Genomic DNA, 16,441 nt, shown 5'->3' on the forward strand with positions numbered 1-16,441 from the left:
CGCAGGAGCGCGCTTTACGTACTCTATGATGGTAAGATGCTGCGGAAGGCAAACTTACATTGCCCGCAGGCAATACAATCTTTTGCTTTAGATTTTCCGTTGGTTTTCTGATGATAACGTTTAAGGGCCGCTTCATCATCATGGAAAAGCAGTTTACGATTCATCGCTTCAAAGATTTCCGGAATCGGAATCTGCTGTGGGCACCCTGGGGTGCAGTAATGACAAGCTGTGCAGGCAATGGAATCTAAGGCGCGCATAATGTCCTGCGCCTTTTTAATAGTATTGATTTCATCGCTATTTAATGGCTGAAAGTCATCCATGTAAGAGACGTTATCATTTAACTGATCGATCGTGCTCATTCCAGATAAAACCCTCATGACATCATCTAAAGAAGCCACAAAACAAATCGCTCAGGAAGGAATGCTCATCTCGGGATGGGCATTTTTTCTTATTTTATCACAATCTTCACGGAAGATAAGCGCTTTCGTGCTAAAATGAAAAAGGGTGATTGTGATGCATCGATTTATATCCTTAGATCATGTTGGCAAAGATGAATTGTTATATCACTATACAAAATGTAAGAGTGTGCAGTCGATTCTCAAAACGGGGGTGCTATATGCGACTAGAAGCAGCTTTTTAAATGATACTAATGAAATGGCTTATATTATCGAAGTGGCCAAGAAGATGTTAAAAGATGTCAAGAATCAGGATTATGTCTGTTTATTAGACCAGCAGATTGTGGCGACGATGGAAGATTTTGCCCGAACCGATATTTTTGTCATTTCTTTTTCCATTAACCCTGATGATATTACCTTATGGGCGGAATTTGGCGAAAGCACGGGTTATAACATTGCCTTTGATGCCAAATCGCTGATCCGCGGGATCAATGCCCATAACTCCATCTATTGTCATGGTCATGTCATTTATGATGAGAAAAAGCAGAAGGATCTGATTTATCACTTACTAACTGAAGTGATCGCTAGTAAAGTCGGGAAACCATTTGAAACGATTATGGATGAAGAGTTAAGACATCCTGGTTCGCCAGACTTTAAAGCCTTAAGTACAAAGTTTCGCTCCTTAATGGGGGTTTATGCAATGTTTTTTAAGCAGAAAGAATTTGCGGCCGAACAGGAATACCGCATCGTCTTTAAAAATCCTAATAAATCGCAAATTTGTTTTCGCGAACAGGATGGCTTCCTCTTACCTTATATCAAAATCCGCATTGGTGAAGGAAAGCTGCCTATTCGGGGCATGACCGTTGCTCCAAAAAATCATGTCGATTTAGCCCGTAAAGGGATGGAAGTGTATCTCGATTATTTAGGCTATCACGTTCCTATTGAGCTTTCTCAGCTTAAGCTGCGTTATTAAGCAATTCAATAAATTTACTGGCGGCCTGGGACAATGATAAACGAGAAGCATAGGCATAACCAATTGAGCGCTCTGGCAAGGGCTTTTCTAAGTGTAATTCATAGATCTCCTGATGATCTAACATCATTTGGCTGAATTCTTTGATCACCACCGAGATGCCTAAGTCATTTTTCGCAAAGTTGAGCAGCAGCTCATGTGCGCCTAATTCCATTTCTGGAGAAAGATGGATGCCTTCTTTCGCAAAGATATGATCAACATAGCGGCGGGAATTAGATAAGCGCTCTAACATAATCAGCTTTTTATGGGATAGCTCTTTATAAGAATACAAATGGTCATCCGGATGACCGGAGACAAAGATGTCATGAACCGTTAAACAGGGCTTGGTGATAATGGCCTCATCATCAAAAGGCAGATTGACAAAAGCTAAGTCTAACTGCCCGCTTTTAAGGCGTTTGATCGTTTCTAAAGATGTGCCATTGACAACGCGGACATGAACAAGGGGATAGCGTTCACGAAACTTCACTAAATAAGGCGTTAAATAATGAACACATAGCGTATCGGGAGCCCCGATGACAAAGTCTCCGCCTTTGAGTTCCTTTAAGTTGATCAGGTTATTTTCTGCTTTTTCGATAAGCGATAAAGCCTGGGCTGTCTCCTGATAAAGCAGCCGGCCTTCTTTGGTTAAAGAAACACCTTTCGCGTGACGGACAAAAAGGGTGGTATCGAGCTCTTTCTCTAAGGCGGTGATCGTCTGGGAGATGGCTGACTGAGAGATATAGAGATTTTTGGCCGCTTTGGAAAAAGAGAGAGCCTGAGCCGCTTCGTTAAAGATGCGGTATTGATCTAATTTAGTATTCATAAGACCTCCATAAGTAATATTAATACCTAATATTACATTAATTAATTTTACTTATACCTTGAGGTATCGTATAATAAGTAACGTAGAAATGTCAAGAAAGACAGAAAGGATGAATTACATGGCAGGTGTTGTCGTAGTAGGCAGCCAGTGGGGCGATGAAGGCAAAGGTAAAGTCACCGATTACCTCGCTCAGCAGGCTGATTTAGTCGTAAGATATTCAGGAGGGAATAATGCAGGGCATACCATCGTTTATGATGGCAAGAAATTTGCGTTAAGACTGATTCCAAGTGGTATTTTCACTACCGGAGAAGTCGTTATGGGCAATGGGATGGTTATTAACCCTAAAGCTCTTCTGGAAGAAATCAAATACTTGAATGATGCAGGCATCAAAACAGATAAAATGCATATCTCAGATCGTGCGCATATCATTCTTCCTTATCACATTGAAATTGATCATTTAGAAGAAGAATTACGTGGTGATGCAGCGATCGGAACAACCGGGCGCGGGATCGGTCCAACTTATGTGGACAAATATGACCGTGTCGGGATCCGCATGGGTGAATTCATTAATGAAGAATTATTCAATAAGAAATTACATCAGGTTGTCGCTTTCAAAAAGAAACTGTATCCAAACTTACAGGCTGATGCCGATGCGATCTTTGAAGAATACAAAGAATACGCGAAAGTGTTAGCACCAATGGTCGAAGATACTGGGGCTTTCTTAGATGAATGTTTCCAGGCGGGTAAGAAAGTCTTATTTGAAGGCGCTCAGGGGACTATGTTAGATATTGACTATGGAACTTATCCATTCGTCACATCTTCTAACCCAGGGGCGAACGGCGCTTGCTCTGGCGCTTCCGTTGGTCCATTATATTTCTCTGATGTTGTCGGGATCGTCAAAGCCTATACAACCCGTGTTGGGGCGGGCGCCTTCCCAACGGAATTACATAACGAATTAGGTGATCAAATCCGTGAAGCTGGTCATGAATATGGCACCGTAACAAAACGTCCAAGACGTGTCGGCTGGTTTGATGCGGTCGTTGTCAATCAGTCTCGCCGGATGTCTTCATTAACCGGTATTTCATTAATGCTGCTGGATGTTTTAACGGGTATTGATACCTTAAAATTATGTACAGCGTATAAGTTAGACGGCAAAGAAATCCATTCTTTACCAGCTAATATTGAAGACTTAGAACGCTGCGTCCCTGTTTATGAAGAAATGCCAGGCTGGAGCGAAGATATTTCTTCCGTAACTTCATTTGAAGAATTACCAGTCAACGCGCAAAACTACATTAAACGTATTGAAGAATTAGTCCATTGTCCAGTGATCATGTTCTCAGTAGGACCTGATCGTAAACAGACAATTGTCTTAAAAGAAGTCTTTTAAAAAGGCGCCACTTCGTGGCGTCTTTCTAAAAATCTGAGGTTTATTATGATTACTATTGTAAAAGAAGAAGAGGCTAAGTTTTTGACCCATAATGGTCCTTTTCACGCCGATGATGTCTTTGCGACCGTCTTATTAGAAAAGCTCTATGGCGATATTGCCTTAGCCCGCGTTTCTGATGTCCCAGAAAATACCGATGCTTTTGTCTATGATATCGGTTTTGGCAAGTATGATCATCATCAGGAAGATAAAGCCTTACGCGAAAATGGCATTCACTATTCATCGATTGGTCTCATCTGGCGTGACTTTGGCCATGAGATTCTCAAAAAGATGGGCTGTGACTCTGAAGATCTCTATGATGATTTAGATGATACCTTCATTTTACCGATCGATGCCTTAGATAATGGGGAAGGAAAACGTATTCCCGCGACGGTGACAAGTGTTATTGCCATGAGCAATCCTTTCTGGAATTCACCAATCACCCCCGATGAAGGCTTTCTCAAAGCCTGTGACATTGCCAGAACGCTATTTGATGTCTATGTCTATGGCACTTTAAAAGATTATAGCGATCAGCCGATTGATTATGATGAAGGTTACAGCTTTATTGATGAGTATCTCTATAATACGGTTTTAAAGAAAGCCGAAGAAGCGGACTGCTTTATTTATAATGAGGAAGGGGCCGCCATTGATTTATGGGAAGAATATGGCGAAGATATTATGAAAGCTTATGGCACCTTGAACGCTAAAGCTGGCGGAGCCGCCCATAACGTGGCTAAGATGTTTCTCAATCCTTTAAGCTATGAACGTGATGAATATGATGAAATCACCGGCACACCGATTGAAATTCTCGCCATTATGGCTGAAAACAAAGAGGCAGGCTTAGGGGCAAAAATTCTCGATCAGGTTTTTGATACCTGCATCGATAGTGAAAAGTCCCGCATGGAAAGTATTGATTACATTGAGGAACGTATTGATTTATCTGAAAACCATATTATTGTTTTAGAATCGTTTGCCCCTTGGAAAGGGACGCTTTTAGCGAGCGTTTCCCCAAAGGCAGCCGAGGCTGATGTGGTCGTTTTCCCATCGAGTCGCGGCGGCTGGAACTTTCAGGGGATTCCAGTGAGCAGTGATGCTTTTGAAGTGCGCTGCAAAGTGCCAGAGGCCTGGCTGGGCAAACGGGATGAAGAACTCCAGGAAGCCACTGGCATCGCTGATGCGATGTTTGTGCATCCGGGCGGCTTTATTGGCGGCGCGAAAAGCTTTGAAGGGACCATGAAGATGGCTCAGGCGATCGTCAAAAATACAGAAAGATAAGAAGGACATTGCATTAAAAATGCAAGTCATGTATGATGGTGGTAAGAAATCGAGTGGTTTCTAAATACAAGCAAAGAGGAGGAAACATGAAGAACGAACTTATGATTGTCATCGACTTTGGTGGCCAGTACAATCAGCTCGTTGCGCGTCGTGTTCGTGAATGCCAGGTTTATTGTGAGATCTATTCTTATAAGACACCATTAGAAAAGATCAAAGCGATGAATCCTAAGGGAATCATCTTAACCGGTGGTCCTGATAGCTGTTATGCACCTGGGGCAGCCACTTATACTACGGAATTGTTCAAGCTTGGCATTCCTGTATTAGGGCTTTGTTACGGGGCACAGCTGATGCAGCATTTACTTGGCGGCGAAGTCAAACGTGCTGACTTTAGAGAATATGGTAAAACTGAAGTTGAATTTGACACAGCATCCCCTTTATTTAAAGGGTTAAAAGAAAAATCAATCGTTTGGATGTCACACTTTGATTATATTTCAAAGATCGGTCCAAATTTCAAGTCCATCGCACATTCTGATAACTGCCCAGTGGCAGCGTTTGAATCAACTGATGGTTCAAACCTTTATGGTTTACAGTTCCATCCAGAAGTTCTTCATACAGAACAAGGTACGGATATGATCCGCAACTTCGTATTAAATGTATGTCAGTGTGCTGGTGACTGGATTATGGCTGATTTTGTACAGGAACAGATCAAAGCGATTCGCGAAGAAGTCGGAGATGGTAAAGTATTATGCGCTTTATCAGGAGGGGTCGACTCATCCGTCGCAGCAGTTCTTTTATCAAAAGCTGTTGGAAAACAGTTAACCTGTGTCTTCGTCGACCATGGTCTTTTACGTAAAAATGAAGGTGATGAAGTCGAAGCTGTCTTTGGCGAAAACGGTCCATATGACTTAAACTTCATCAGAGTCAACGCTCAGGAACGCTATTACGCAAAACTGAAGGGCGTAACAGAACCAGAACAGAAACGTAAAATTATTGGTGAAGAATTTATCCGTGTCTTCGAAGAAGAAGCTAAGAAGATCGGTAAAGTTGATTACTTAGTTCAGGGGACCATCTATCCTGACGTTGTCGAATCAGGTTTAGGCGGAGAATCCGCAGTAATTAAATCGCATCACAACGTTGGCGGCTTACCTGATCATGTGGATTTCAAAGAAATCATTGAACCATTACGTAACTTATTCAAAGATGAAGTCCGTAAGGTTGGCTTAGAATTAGGTATTCCAGAATACTTAGTCTTCAGACAGCCATTCCCAGGACCAGGTCTTGGTATTCGTATTATTGGTGAAGTGACCGCTGATAAAGTGCGTATCGTGCAGGATGCCGATGCCATCTATCGTGAAGAAATCGCGAATGCCGGTTTAGACCGTTCAATCGGTCAGTACTTCGCAGCCTTAACAAACATGCGCAGTGTTGGGGTTATGGGTGATGAACGTACTTATGACTATGCGATTGCTTTACGTGCCGTTAATACGATCGATTTCATGACTGCCGAAGCAGCTGAAATCCCATATGAAGTTTTAACAAAAGTGATGTCTCGTATTATTAATGAAGTACGTGGGGTGAATAGAGTAATGTATGACATTACCTCTAAACCGCCAGGAACTATTGAATTTGAATAAGGAAACTGCCAAAAGAACTCCAGTAAAATCAATGCTTACAAGCAAATTTATTTAAAAGCTGGCAACGATTTAGCAACATTTGATCCTTGTTCAGAAAATAAAATATCTTAGTTATGTATAGAAAAACCTTACTGATTTTCAAAATGAAAACTGAATATCGGTAAGGTTTTTTGAAGTCTATTTTTTTGATTCTTTATCAAGTTCTTTGATGAGCAGGTTGCCCAGTTCCTGGTAAGGTGGCTGACAGACTGTTTATGCTCGCATCTAGCGATGATCGATTTAAAATTGTAAACTATGCTCAATTGAAAAAGTAAATTCCGCTTAAATTTAAATTCCGGTTTTGTGTAGTTTTGTCTTACAAATGCCTTTATTAAAGGAATTCGTTAGCGCTTATTAGAAATTCAGAGGTCAAAACATGTCTGATTTTACTAAATTGATTGCTAATCATGAAAAAAGATTGTAGCGAAAAATGTGGAACTTCGCACCTCACATTTCTGTGAAGGACTTATTTCCACATTTTTTTGAGGCGCTTTAAAGTAGCGTAGGCTATCCAGTTTTTTGGGGTTTTTCAAACCGTAGGGTTTGCACCTCCCCACGAAAACTTATAGGCCTTTGGAGTAAATAAAACTCCCACTATACTGAGCGTATTGTTAGCGAAGACTCACAGTCTGAGAAATCTGGCTGATGGGTCTTCGCTATTTACTTTTACAGGTGTGTCTGGTGATAAGCCAGGCGCTTTTTATATCGCTCAACTGCCTGATTATAAAACCGGTAGGCCTCCAGAAAGCTGGCTGAATACAGGAAGAACATGCCATCCAGTTTATAAAGCGGATTGGTAAAGAACCAGTGACCATCATTAATCCATTTAATGCATGCTCCTTCCTCACGGGGAGTGACTGGGTGATCCTTCTTGTACTTCTCGAAATCATAGAAATCAATAACCATGTAGCTTTGATCCTCTTCAGTCAGTTCGTCTGTATGAGGATCTCTTTTTTGAATATTAGTGTAATCAGCTTCGAAGTAGTTATTTCTAAAGCCGTTTTTATAGGCTTCAATGATGAGTCTCTGCATGAATGTGGCTTCAGCTATGTTCATAGGACGGCCGTTGTTGTCTTTCATATTAAATTCATTGGCATAGAAGCTATGGCCGCTGCGTATCCAGTCAATACAGTGCTGTTCCTCATCATTCATAAGCTCAATGGATGTTTCCTTATCAAGAAACCTATCGAGTTCATCCAGATAATGACGGGTGTCCTCGTCGTCGTAATAAACATTATTATCAGGAGCACAGCTGGGTTCCAGTCTATCGCAGGCATCATATTCCTTTCTGTATTCTCCATAGTTTTTAAGATCTTTTGAGTAGGTGTGTTTGCTCATAATACTTATGTCCTTTCTGTTTATAAAATAAAGCGGAGAGGCATAAAGCTTCTCCGCAGATGGTTGTTATTCATCTGGTTCATGATCGAATAGTGATTCCTGCCTCCAGCTTACGTCATATTTGACTTTCGCATTCATGATCCAGGATGTCAGTGCTGATGACATCGACTGGTGCTGTTCAAATGCATACTGGTGAAGTCTTTCGTAGACTTCGGGATCAAGAGAGAAGGAAACCATTTTTCTTTTTTGCTTTTTCATTTTCTTTGCTTCCTTTCATATATAATGGCTATATAGGCGTTATATAAGACTTATATAAGGTTTTATCGCTTGCTTCTGGAACCTTTGTCGTTAATTCTGTCTCTGCTGATTGGCTGCGGCTCCAAGAAGAAAGATGTATCCATGCCAAGACAGTAAAGCACTCTGTTGCGGAATCTTGACCAGTTGGAATAACCATTAGCGCAGCACTTTATCGATTGTATAATGCGGTTACGATTCTCTATTACGCTCGAATTCATGCGTCTGGTTTTCTTCTGACGGTTCTTAGCGATAAAATTCTTAATCAGTTCGGTCTCAGCGTTATTGAGATCGTCATCAATGATAAATTCTTCGCCGATCTGAACAGGCTCAAAGTAGTTGAGAATTTCCTGCTTCCAGTTGGCAAGTGTATTAGCGAAATCATTCATTTCCTTCACCTGTGAGGCGTGGAAATTGGTAATAAGCTCCTTAAGAGCCTTGGCGGCTGTCTTCAGGTCATTTTTTCTAAAAAAAGCATATAGGCATTCCTGCAGCGCGACAGCTTCTCTTAACTCATCATCTATATCGAGAATCATATAGTAGATTTCGTAGTAATTAAGGTAACGTTTAAATACTTTGTTGTATTTCTTTTCGTTATTGGGATCAAAACATTTGTCATCAGGACGTTTGTAGAACATCCATTTGAATTTTTTCAGAAGATAGTAGTTAATGATCTTCTGTTCATATTCTTCCTGTTCCTGAGGCGACATCGCTTTGATTTCCTCAGGCTTCTTTTTCTTGACGTAATTGTCTTTCATAACACGGATACGTACATCCTGCAGCTTTCTGGAAAGTTCAGCCTTAAGATGAAATGTATCTACTACGTGCTTGCTGTTGGGGAAGAACTGCTTTGATACAGAACGGTAGGTTTCCCACATGTCCGAGCTGGTCATGCGCACCTGATCTCTTTCATCCTTAGGAATCTTAGAAAAGTAGTTCTGAAGATCATCCTTTTTTCTTGTAGGAAGGATATCAATGATTGCTAGTGTCTCAAAATCCATAAGGACATATACATAATCCCCTTGAGAAGAGTGAAAACTATAGGTCTCATCTTATGGAGAAAAAGTATTATGGGAAGTCGTTTTTAATTATGACCAAGTGCTAGTCTTTTTTCATTCCGGACTTCCCATAATTATTTAAGCTTATCGAATCATTTTATTAAGCCATTCTTCCAAGTTGTCTTTTTCGTCTTCATTGAATTCCTCTTCTTCAATAAGATTTTGTGCAGCTTCTTCAAGGTGCTTTCTTTTGATTTCTGGATTTGTTTTAGAATAGATCTCAGTTGTAGTAACTGATGCATGACCAAGAAGATCTCTTATATAAATTAAGTTGACGCCATTTTCAAGTAGATGTGTTGCTTTAGAATGGCGAAGTGAATGTGGTGAAATCCTTTCAGGGAAAAGGCTCGGATTCATTTGCTTAGCTCTCTGAAAGCATTTATTGACAATATAAGCGACACCTTTGCGTGAAAGCTGTTCTCCATGTATATTCATAAATAAAAAATCTTCTGCATCAATTCCATATAGATCAGTATATCTTTTAATAATCCTGACTACGCTTGCATCGATGGGAACTATTCTTGATTTATTTCCCTTGCCGTGTAATATTAATGTATGTGGTGCTTTAAGCTTGATTTCACTTCTTCTGATGGCAGTCAGTTCTGAAACTCTTGCACCACTTTCGTATAAAAGAAGAATAATGCATAGGTCCCTTAAATCACCGGGATCATTTTGATCAAATGTAGAGAATAAGAATTCAGTTGCTTCAACTGTTAAATAGTTCATTGGCTTGCTTTCAAATTTCTTCATTTTGATTTTTGAGACTGTACTGCATGTATTAACATATTCAGGCGCTTCATAGCTTACGTAAGCCATAAATGATTTGATAGCTGCCAGCCTGTTGTTTCTGGTGTTCGCTGAAACACCTTTTTCATTTTCAAGATAATCAAGGAAACTGATGATACTGGCATATCCGAGCATTTCTATCGTTATTTTAGAAGGATTTATATTTTCTTTTTCCTTCATGTAATCAAACAATTCCTTAAAAGCATAACTATAGTTAGTGACCGTATTACTGCTGAAGCCCCTCTGCTTAGGCAGATAAACCATCAGAAACTTGCTTAACAGTTTTGGAAAGTCATTCTTAAATGTCTTTTTCTTCATTGTCATTTCCTAACCCCTTTTCATAAATATAGTGACCGGCATTAACGATTTCATCATAATGCTCTTTGGTTAACCTTAAATATTTCTCAGTGCTTTCAATTCCCTTATGTCCAAGCATGGTGCTAAGATAAGGAAGCGCACAGTAGGGATCCCAGCCAAGCTCAATCATATGGCTAAGCATAGCGCATGCAGAACTATGACGAATGTCATGAATACGTATTTTGTACTTTCCATTCCATATATTTATGCCTGCCTTTGGCAGTATGGTTCTTTGAAATAGTATGCAAACTTGCTGTGATCTTTTCCTTTTCCCTGTTTTTCCTGCTCTTGGAGCTGGAAAGAAATAATCATCTGGATCGCCATCTATATTTCCACCTTTAAGAAGCCATTTTCTAAGTGATTCATTAAAAGGAATTAGTCGAGTAACGTTGTTCTTAGCATTATTTACTTTGATAACGTTACTTGTAAAATCTACATCCTTCACCTTAAGATCAAGCGTTTCTCCAACCCTCATCGCTGTAGCATACAGGAGTCTGAGCTCTGTTTGATAGAAATGATACATCATATTTTCTGAAGCGAGGATATCGATAGCCTTGAAAATACTTTGCATTTCCTGTTTTGAGAATATATATGGAACGAAATCTGTAGTATTTTTAATATGCTTTTCAGGATAGACATAAACATTTTCATATCCCATATTCTTCATATATAGACCGACCTGTCGTATACGTGATTCACAGTTATGGATAGTGGACGGGGCCTTGCCTTCGTTTTGATGAATATATCCCTTAGCCATTTCACGTGTGAGTATGGGCGCATTAAGATCGTATGTTTCAAGATAATTATTCAGTTTTAATAGTCCTGCAATAATGGTGTAATCGAACGCAAATCCGAGTGACCTTTTATATTCTACATAGCCAACAAATACCTCTCGGAAAACGCCATGAAAGTTTTCAATCGTGATACTCATTGGGAACCTCCAGGCAGAGACAGCGCAGTGTTTCCACATCAATAGAAAGATATCTGCTTGTTGTATTAAGATTTTTATGGCCTAGAATACCTGTGATAACAGGCATTGGTGTGTTTTTATTTAGTAAATTGGTTGCAAGTGAATGGCGCAGGGCATGCGCTCCATTCTTTCTCTCGCCAATCTCCACATCAGATTTTTTAAAGTAATACTTAACAAGGGCTGTAAGTTCTGAACGGCAATATGTGGTCCCGGTGTCTGGGTTAATAAATACATACTCATTATAATCTTTCAGGCTCTTTGGTCTTATATCTCTTAGGTATGCAATTAGCAGATATCGAACTTCTTTTGATATGGGAACGCTGACTCTGCAGGCTGTCTTTATCTGTGGCTTTTCAATAAGATTCTTATCCCATTTAATGTCACTTAGCTTCAGCTGAAGAATATCGCTAGCTCTTAGACCTGTCTGAGCAGCCAGCATAATCATAGTTTTTGTCCGTAAGTAGTTTTGACTATTCGGTTTGATTTCACTCAACATCATTTTGATTTCTTTTTCTGTATAATAGGAAGGGAGCGTCGATCGCCTATTCGTAAAGATAACTGGAAAAAGTCTACGTCCATCAACAGTTGCTAGATCATTTTTATGGAGAATATCGAAGAAATTTCTCAATGTAAAAGCAACCATACTTTTCGTTTGTGATCTGTAAGGAAGCTGATTAATAAATTTGAATACAATAGAAAGGTCAAAATCATGAAAATCATTTACATCATTATCAAATACATAGCTTAGAAAGGGTTGTACGTGATTACACTTATGTTTAATCGTAGCTTCTACCAAATCAGGCTTCTGATTATCTCTAAATATCTTCAGATAATAATTCACAAATTCACTTTTATCCATTACTCATTACCTCCCACAAAAGGACATACTGCATCTTAATCTGTACTTTCAATTTAGCTGATGCAGTCATACTAATACTCGTCATTTTATATACCTCCTCTCGCTTTAAATGACAAAATCATTATATAACAGACATAATCATGAATCGTGTCCTGTCTTATTTATAAAGCAAAATATGAAGCTATAATCGAATATATTTGAAATGTATCCAAATAATATTCATGTCACATATTCGTAGTGAATCATATGTTTTAAAGAAAATATTCGCTCTTTCAGGATATTGTAAATAATGTTTATTGAATTGTTTGGATTACTAAAAAATGCACGAATAAAGTAGCTGAAGACAGATTCACCTAAATACTTTTTATAAAGTATCAGGTAACGTAAATAGTCTTTCTTCCATCTATACATGGTCGAACGTGGAATATTAAACTTAGTAGATATACTACAGGCTGTCTTATCATTCTTATGATTATCCCAGTATATCAAAACAGATAAAATGAACTGAATGGAATACTGGTGTTTAAACATGATAAAAAAGGCAGGAAGAAGCGAATGATAGCTGTTTGTATTCACGCTGTACATGAGCGGTATTTCAATTGTACTTATATTCATTTGCCCGTTATAAAATGTGATAAGATATCTAAAATATTTTCTTTTTGTAAGTTTACATGGTATCTTTTTTGGCTTCTTTCTGCTCTTGTAAGAATGATGATCATAACAGCAGGACTGAGAGGATAATTCATTTATAAAACTGCAGAAATCTTCAAAATCGATATCAAAGATCGATCTTCCTTCATAAAGTCTTTTTCTCAAAAAGGTGTTGAAAAAAGCAAACACTGATAGTAACATGGTGCACGTGGGGAATCTTCAAAGTAAGCGACCAAACTTATAGCTTTGAAGATCCTTTCCTTTCTGTATCTTTGCATGAGATAATTTTATCATAATTACATCAGTCACGAAATATAAGTTATCTGAATGGTCACTTTTTGCCTCAGATAACTTTTTAATTTGAGTATACAGTACATAAATGTGATTCCAAAGATAAAATATTATGGGAAGTCCGGAATGAAAAAAGACCAGCACTTGGTCATAATTAAAAACGACTTCCCATAATACTTTTTCTCCATAAGATGAGTTATGGGAAGCTAGACATAACTCATCCATTACCAAATATTTAGTAAGTTTTTTTCTGGGAATGTTGACATGCGCATCAAAGATTCTCTGAACGGTGGTGGGGCTTAGAAAATATCTGTTGGCGACCGATGTGAACGTTTCGTTGGGATCACGCAAGTCCTTCAAAACCAGAAACACGGTCGTGACAGAGACTTTTTCACCAGGAAAGGTGAAGGGGTTTTCCTCATTGAACGTCTTACCGCAGTTCTTGCATTCGAATCTTCGCTGTTTGTAATCAATTATGCATGGCGCATGAGCGAGGACGGAATGGCGGACCTTCTTGATTTTGTATCCCTTAACCTTGATCTCTTCGGATCGGCACATAGGACAGCTGCAGTCGCCTCTGTTGAGCGTTATCTGAACATGAAGCTCATCTTTTTCACTGGATATTTTAAACTCTTCAACCTGGGATTCCTTGATGTTGAAAAGCTTTAGCACATCATCATTGAATGAAAAAGCTTTAACGGTGCTATCGGAAACAGCATCAGAGCTGCTCCCGGCGTTCTTGTTACTGATTATTAAGTTTTTATCTTTAGGCATTGTAAATTATGCACTCCTTTCATCAATGCAGCTTCATTATAGGAAAGAACGAAGGGCACAAAATACATAGCTCGTGTGGAAAGTTATATCAAAAAAATCAGTCTCTTAATGGAAAGGCTTACATTTAAAGGCACTCGACTGAAAATCCTAAAGAGATCTTTTACTGAGCTGATGATGCGGCCCTTGAGCTTTGCTTTGATGTAGCTGAAAAAGGATGAACTGCAGGGCGGCACATAGTTGATGATTCTGCTCGCCAGAGACTCATTAGCCGTATTGTCAGACTGATCACTGACTTCATCATTATTGAGGATATTAAGTTCTATGCAGACATGAATGACATCCTGGACACAGTTCTGCATGTAAGGTAATAGAAAGCTTGGAAGGACAACGTGCGTCTCATGATCATCAGGATTATCTCTGTTGATTTTCTTGACGCGTAAAAGTTTTAGGGTGTATTTAGCACCATTAATAATAACACTGCGATGGACATAGCCATGAACGTAGCACTTGTAATTGCGCCACTTGCTTCTAAGCTGATCAAGGATCTGCTCTGTGTCATAGTATTTATTAAAGTCATTTAGGAAAGTTTCTTCATCAATCGTATTGATTTCTTGCTTGTAATGCGATATTATCATCCTGTCTTGTTGGACAGATGAAGAACAAACTTTGGTCGGAGAGTTCTTCATCTTTTTTTCTTTCTGTAGATTTTTAAGTTCTGTATATGGATAATAACATAGTTTAGAACGTATCAGAACCCCACGAAAGTGAAAAGAACAAGAAATATTTAAAAACCAAAAACCACACAAAATGGTGGAGCCTGCTCAGACCCCACCGTAATTTAGATTATCTTTTTTGATTACTTTTTCTTTAAAACTGAAGGCTTTAACTCCACCTTGTCTTTATCGATCTGGCTATAGCCTTTGCACTTTAGAGCCTCATAGATCTCCGGCATCATGAAAGCCGTGTTTTCATAGAGACTTCTGCCGCCATAAAGCTTGCGGGAGTAGGAGTTGATATTATTAACGGCTCTGTTAAGGGCCTCCTGACTTACAAGCCCAAGCTTGCGGAGATCCTTTTTCTTGGGGCAGATATATCTTAAAACAAGATGCTCGTTCTCAAGTGATCCCTTCTGATTTGAATGCATCGCATCACAGTAGAAGATTCGGCATGTTCCTGACTCTCTGTCTTCGAATTCATCGGCCAGCGAGAATTCACTGCCTCTGTCAGTCAGGATAGACCCTATATTATTAATAAATACATCCGGGCCAAGCAGCTTTTCAATATAGTCAAGGCCATTCACCATCTCCTCAGCTGTTTTTTCATCATGATAGACGGCAAGAAATACACCGCCTGGCATGATCTTAAAAGTCTGAATAAACGGGCCGTTAGAAACATCATTATAAACGGTATCCATAAGGATATAGCCGACAGGATGATCAATTGCCTGCTCGCTATCAGGCCGTTCTGCACCATCATAGAGCTTAACGCTATGATTGATGCTGTACTGTGCGGCCACAAGGGGGTTGTATTCAAGAAAGTCCCTGAATGTTCTTCCGGTTAAATAGCCGCTGTCCTTGCGCTTTCTGTACTGGTTAGCGCGTACCTTAGGCATCTTTCTTCTCTTTACCTGGTTTCTGAGCGCCAGGCTATTGATTCCAAACTGTTCAAATGCACCCTGCTCAATATAGTTGTACAGGCACTTTTCGGAAATTTTGAGCTCAGGATGCTCGTTAAGAATTGCATACGGTGACTTGCCCTGTTCAAGCTCAGGCTTGATGATATCAGCCATCCACTGAGCCTCTGAATAGGTGAGGTTGAAGCCCATTCTCGAATCCCTAAGCATATATTCGTATGCTCTTTGGGCCACATCTGCTCTGTAGTAGTATTTTGAGAATCTGCAGCTGGGGGCTTTGGTGCAGCCGTTGCAGACGCCCGGTGATCTGTCCCTTTGATTGCATTTAAACAGGGTGTAGTCAGTGCATTCCATGAACACCTCATGGCTGGTTCTGCACTCCCGTCCTCTTGTGCACTTTTTGTAGTTGGCGCAGTCAAAGGGTGCCTTGCTTGGCGATCCTGAAGGAGTTCTGTGATTCCGAATTTCCTTAGCGACGGTAGTTGGATCTTTATGAATGGTCTTGGCAATTTGGGCCTTATTAAGGCCACTCTTGAGACCTGCTTCAATCTTTTCTCGAAGCTCATAAGTTATGTGCTTCTGATATCCTATGGGCTTTTTAGCGGCTCTTTCCATTCTTATCACCTTCCTGCATTACTGTTTGGTAGCAGTAATCAATTAATGTGTAGGGATAGAGTCTTCTCATTAATGCGTCCTCTTCGACTTCTGAAAGCTTTCTGCAACGTTTTTTGCCTTTCGAAGGGCGCATAGTCCCATTGATTTCTCGGCTATCGTTCTTAATAGCCGCCTTCTTTGTGATATTTGACATGTTTAATGCCACCTCCTTGATATT

The 16,441-nt window shown here is 39.7% G+C and carries 15 protein-coding genes and 1 pseudogene; 4 read left to right on the plus strand and 12 right to left on the minus strand.

The features are described 5' to 3' along the window. Window positions 1–23 precede the first annotated feature (23 nt). Window positions 24–398, minus strand: coding sequence for a 4Fe-4S dicluster domain-containing protein (locus tag SG0102_RS06500; RefSeq protein ID WP_125119199.1), 375 nt, complete (start codon window positions 396–398; stop codon window positions 24–26). Between the two features lie 115 nt (window positions 399–513). Here SG0102_RS06500 and SG0102_RS06505 point away from each other — a divergent pair, with 115 nt between their 5' ends. Beyond that, entirely contained in the window at window positions 514–1,368 is an 855-nt protein-coding gene (locus SG0102_RS06505; RefSeq protein ID WP_125119200.1) for a DUF2971 domain-containing protein, read from the plus strand. Here SG0102_RS06505 and SG0102_RS06510 read toward each other — a convergent pair. Beyond that, the gene (locus SG0102_RS06510) at window positions 1,352–2,227 is read right to left on the minus strand and encodes a LysR family transcriptional regulator (RefSeq protein ID WP_125119201.1); all 876 of its coding nucleotides are present in this window, start codon (window positions 2,225–2,227) and stop codon (window positions 1,352–1,354) included. The genes SG0102_RS06505 and SG0102_RS06510 overlap by 17 nt on opposite strands. A gap of 118 nt (window positions 2,228–2,345) precedes the next feature. Here SG0102_RS06510 and SG0102_RS06515 point away from each other — a divergent pair, with 118 nt between their 5' ends. The 3 genes from SG0102_RS06515 (at window position 2,346) to guaA (ending at window position 6,559) form a co-directional block, all read left to right on the plus strand. Continuing rightward, window positions 2,346–3,614, plus strand: a complete 1,269-nt coding sequence (locus SG0102_RS06515; protein ID WP_125119202.1) for an adenylosuccinate synthase — start codon at window positions 2,346–2,348, stop codon at window positions 3,612–3,614. A 45-nt stretch (window positions 3,615–3,659) separates the two neighbouring features. Next, window positions 3,660–4,925, plus strand: coding sequence for an MYG1 family protein (locus SG0102_RS06520; protein ID WP_125119203.1), 1,266 nt, complete (start codon window positions 3,660–3,662; stop codon window positions 4,923–4,925). Window positions 4,926–5,011: 86 nt separating this feature from the next. Continuing rightward, window positions 5,012–6,559, plus strand: coding sequence for a glutamine-hydrolyzing GMP synthase (guaA, locus tag SG0102_RS06525; RefSeq protein ID WP_125119204.1), 1,548 nt, complete (start codon window positions 5,012–5,014; stop codon window positions 6,557–6,559). 705 nt (window positions 6,560–7,264) lie between these two features. Here the strand turns inward: guaA and SG0102_RS06530 are convergent. The 10 genes and pseudogenes from SG0102_RS06530 to SG0102_RS06575 all read right to left on the minus strand — a co-directional run bounded on the left by SG0102_RS06530 (window position 7,265) and on the right by SG0102_RS06575 (window position 16,417). Then, complete coding sequence (locus SG0102_RS06530) at window positions 7,265–7,936, minus strand: hypothetical protein (RefSeq protein ID WP_125119205.1); 672 nt, start codon at window positions 7,934–7,936, stop codon at window positions 7,265–7,267. Between the two features lie 66 nt (window positions 7,937–8,002). After that, window positions 8,003–8,194: a hypothetical protein gene (locus SG0102_RS06535; protein WP_125118708.1), complete on the minus strand. Its 192-nt coding sequence runs from the start codon at window positions 8,192–8,194 to the stop codon at window positions 8,003–8,005. Between the two features lie 62 nt (window positions 8,195–8,256). Beyond that, window positions 8,257–9,258 (minus strand): annotated as a pseudogene (locus tag SG0102_RS06540) (ISL3 family transposase); the annotation flags it as partial. A gap of 114 nt (window positions 9,259–9,372) precedes the next feature. Then, on the minus strand, window positions 9,373–10,392 hold the full coding sequence (locus SG0102_RS06545) for a tyrosine-type recombinase/integrase (protein WP_162300178.1): 1,020 nt from the start codon (window positions 10,390–10,392) through the stop codon (window positions 9,373–9,375). Next, the gene (locus SG0102_RS06550) at window positions 10,373–11,362 is read right to left on the minus strand and encodes a tyrosine-type recombinase/integrase (protein WP_157982964.1); all 990 of its coding nucleotides are present in this window, start codon (window positions 11,360–11,362) and stop codon (window positions 10,373–10,375) included. Before SG0102_RS06550 ends, SG0102_RS06545 begins: the two co-directional genes overlap by 20 nt. Continuing rightward, entirely contained in the window at window positions 11,346–12,260 is a 915-nt protein-coding gene (locus SG0102_RS06555; RefSeq protein WP_125118712.1) for a tyrosine-type recombinase/integrase, read from the minus strand. Before SG0102_RS06555 ends, SG0102_RS06550 begins: the two co-directional genes overlap by 17 nt. An 870-nt stretch (window positions 12,261–13,130) precedes the next feature. Then, the gene (locus SG0102_RS06560; protein ID WP_125118713.1) at window positions 13,131–13,976 is read right to left on the minus strand and encodes a transposase family protein; all 846 of its coding nucleotides are present in this window, start codon (window positions 13,974–13,976) and stop codon (window positions 13,131–13,133) included. Window positions 13,977–14,059: 83 nt separating this feature from the next. After that, entirely contained in the window at window positions 14,060–14,611 is a 552-nt protein-coding gene (locus SG0102_RS06565) for a hypothetical protein (protein ID WP_148668830.1), read from the minus strand. Window positions 14,612–14,832: 221 nt separating this feature from the next. Then, the gene (locus SG0102_RS06570; RefSeq protein WP_125119207.1) at window positions 14,833–16,224 is read right to left on the minus strand and encodes a helix-turn-helix domain-containing protein; all 1,392 of its coding nucleotides are present in this window, start codon (window positions 16,222–16,224) and stop codon (window positions 14,833–14,835) included. Continuing rightward, complete coding sequence (locus SG0102_RS06575) at window positions 16,208–16,417, minus strand: hypothetical protein (protein ID WP_125119208.1); 210 nt, start codon at window positions 16,415–16,417, stop codon at window positions 16,208–16,210. Before SG0102_RS06575 ends, SG0102_RS06570 begins: the two co-directional genes overlap by 17 nt. Window positions 16,418–16,441 lie beyond the last annotated feature (24 nt).

It is taken from the genome of Intestinibaculum porci, from assembly GCF_003925875.1.
Lineage (GTDB): Bacteria > Bacillota_I > Bacilli_A > Erysipelotrichales > Coprobacillaceae > Intestinibaculum > Intestinibaculum porci.

Coding starts and splice junctions, on each gene's coding strand:
- guaA (WP_125119204.1), top strand. CDS start 5,012: ATGAAGAACGAACTTATGATTGTCATCGACTTTGGTGGCCAGTACAAT.
- SG0102_RS06545 (WP_162300178.1), bottom strand. CDS start 10,392: ATGAAGAAAAAGACATTTAAGAATGACTTTCCAAAACTGTTAAGCAAG.
- SG0102_RS06520 (WP_125119203.1), top strand. CDS start 3,660: ATGATTACTATTGTAAAAGAAGAAGAGGCTAAGTTTTTGACCCATAAT.
- SG0102_RS06550 (WP_157982964.1), bottom strand. CDS start 11,362: ATGAGTATCACGATTGAAAACTTTCATGGCGTTTTCCGAGAGGTATTT.
- SG0102_RS06535 (WP_125118708.1), bottom strand. CDS start 8,194: ATGAAAAAGCAAAAAAGAAAAATGGTTTCCTTCTCTCTTGATCCCGAA.
- SG0102_RS06565 (WP_148668830.1), bottom strand. CDS start 14,611: ATGATAATATCGCATTACAAGCAAGAAATCAATACGATTGATGAAGAA.
- SG0102_RS06575 (WP_125119208.1), bottom strand. CDS start 16,417: ATGTCAAATATCACAAAGAAGGCGGCTATTAAGAACGATAGCCGAGAA.
- SG0102_RS06510 (WP_125119201.1), bottom strand. CDS start 2,227: ATGAATACTAAATTAGATCAATACCGCATCTTTAACGAAGCGGCTCAG.
- SG0102_RS06530 (WP_125119205.1), bottom strand. CDS start 7,936: ATGAGCAAACACACCTACTCAAAAGATCTTAAAAACTATGGAGAATAC.
- SG0102_RS06515 (WP_125119202.1), top strand. CDS start 2,346: ATGGCAGGTGTTGTCGTAGTAGGCAGCCAGTGGGGCGATGAAGGCAAA.
- SG0102_RS06505 (WP_125119200.1), top strand. CDS start 514: ATGCATCGATTTATATCCTTAGATCATGTTGGCAAAGATGAATTGTTA.
- SG0102_RS06560 (WP_125118713.1), bottom strand. CDS start 13,976: ATGCCTAAAGATAAAAACTTAATAATCAGTAACAAGAACGCCGGGAGC.
- SG0102_RS06570 (WP_125119207.1), bottom strand. CDS start 16,224: ATGGAAAGAGCCGCTAAAAAGCCCATAGGATATCAGAAGCACATAACT.
- SG0102_RS06555 (WP_125118712.1), bottom strand. CDS start 12,260: ATGGATAAAAGTGAATTTGTGAATTATTATCTGAAGATATTTAGAGAT.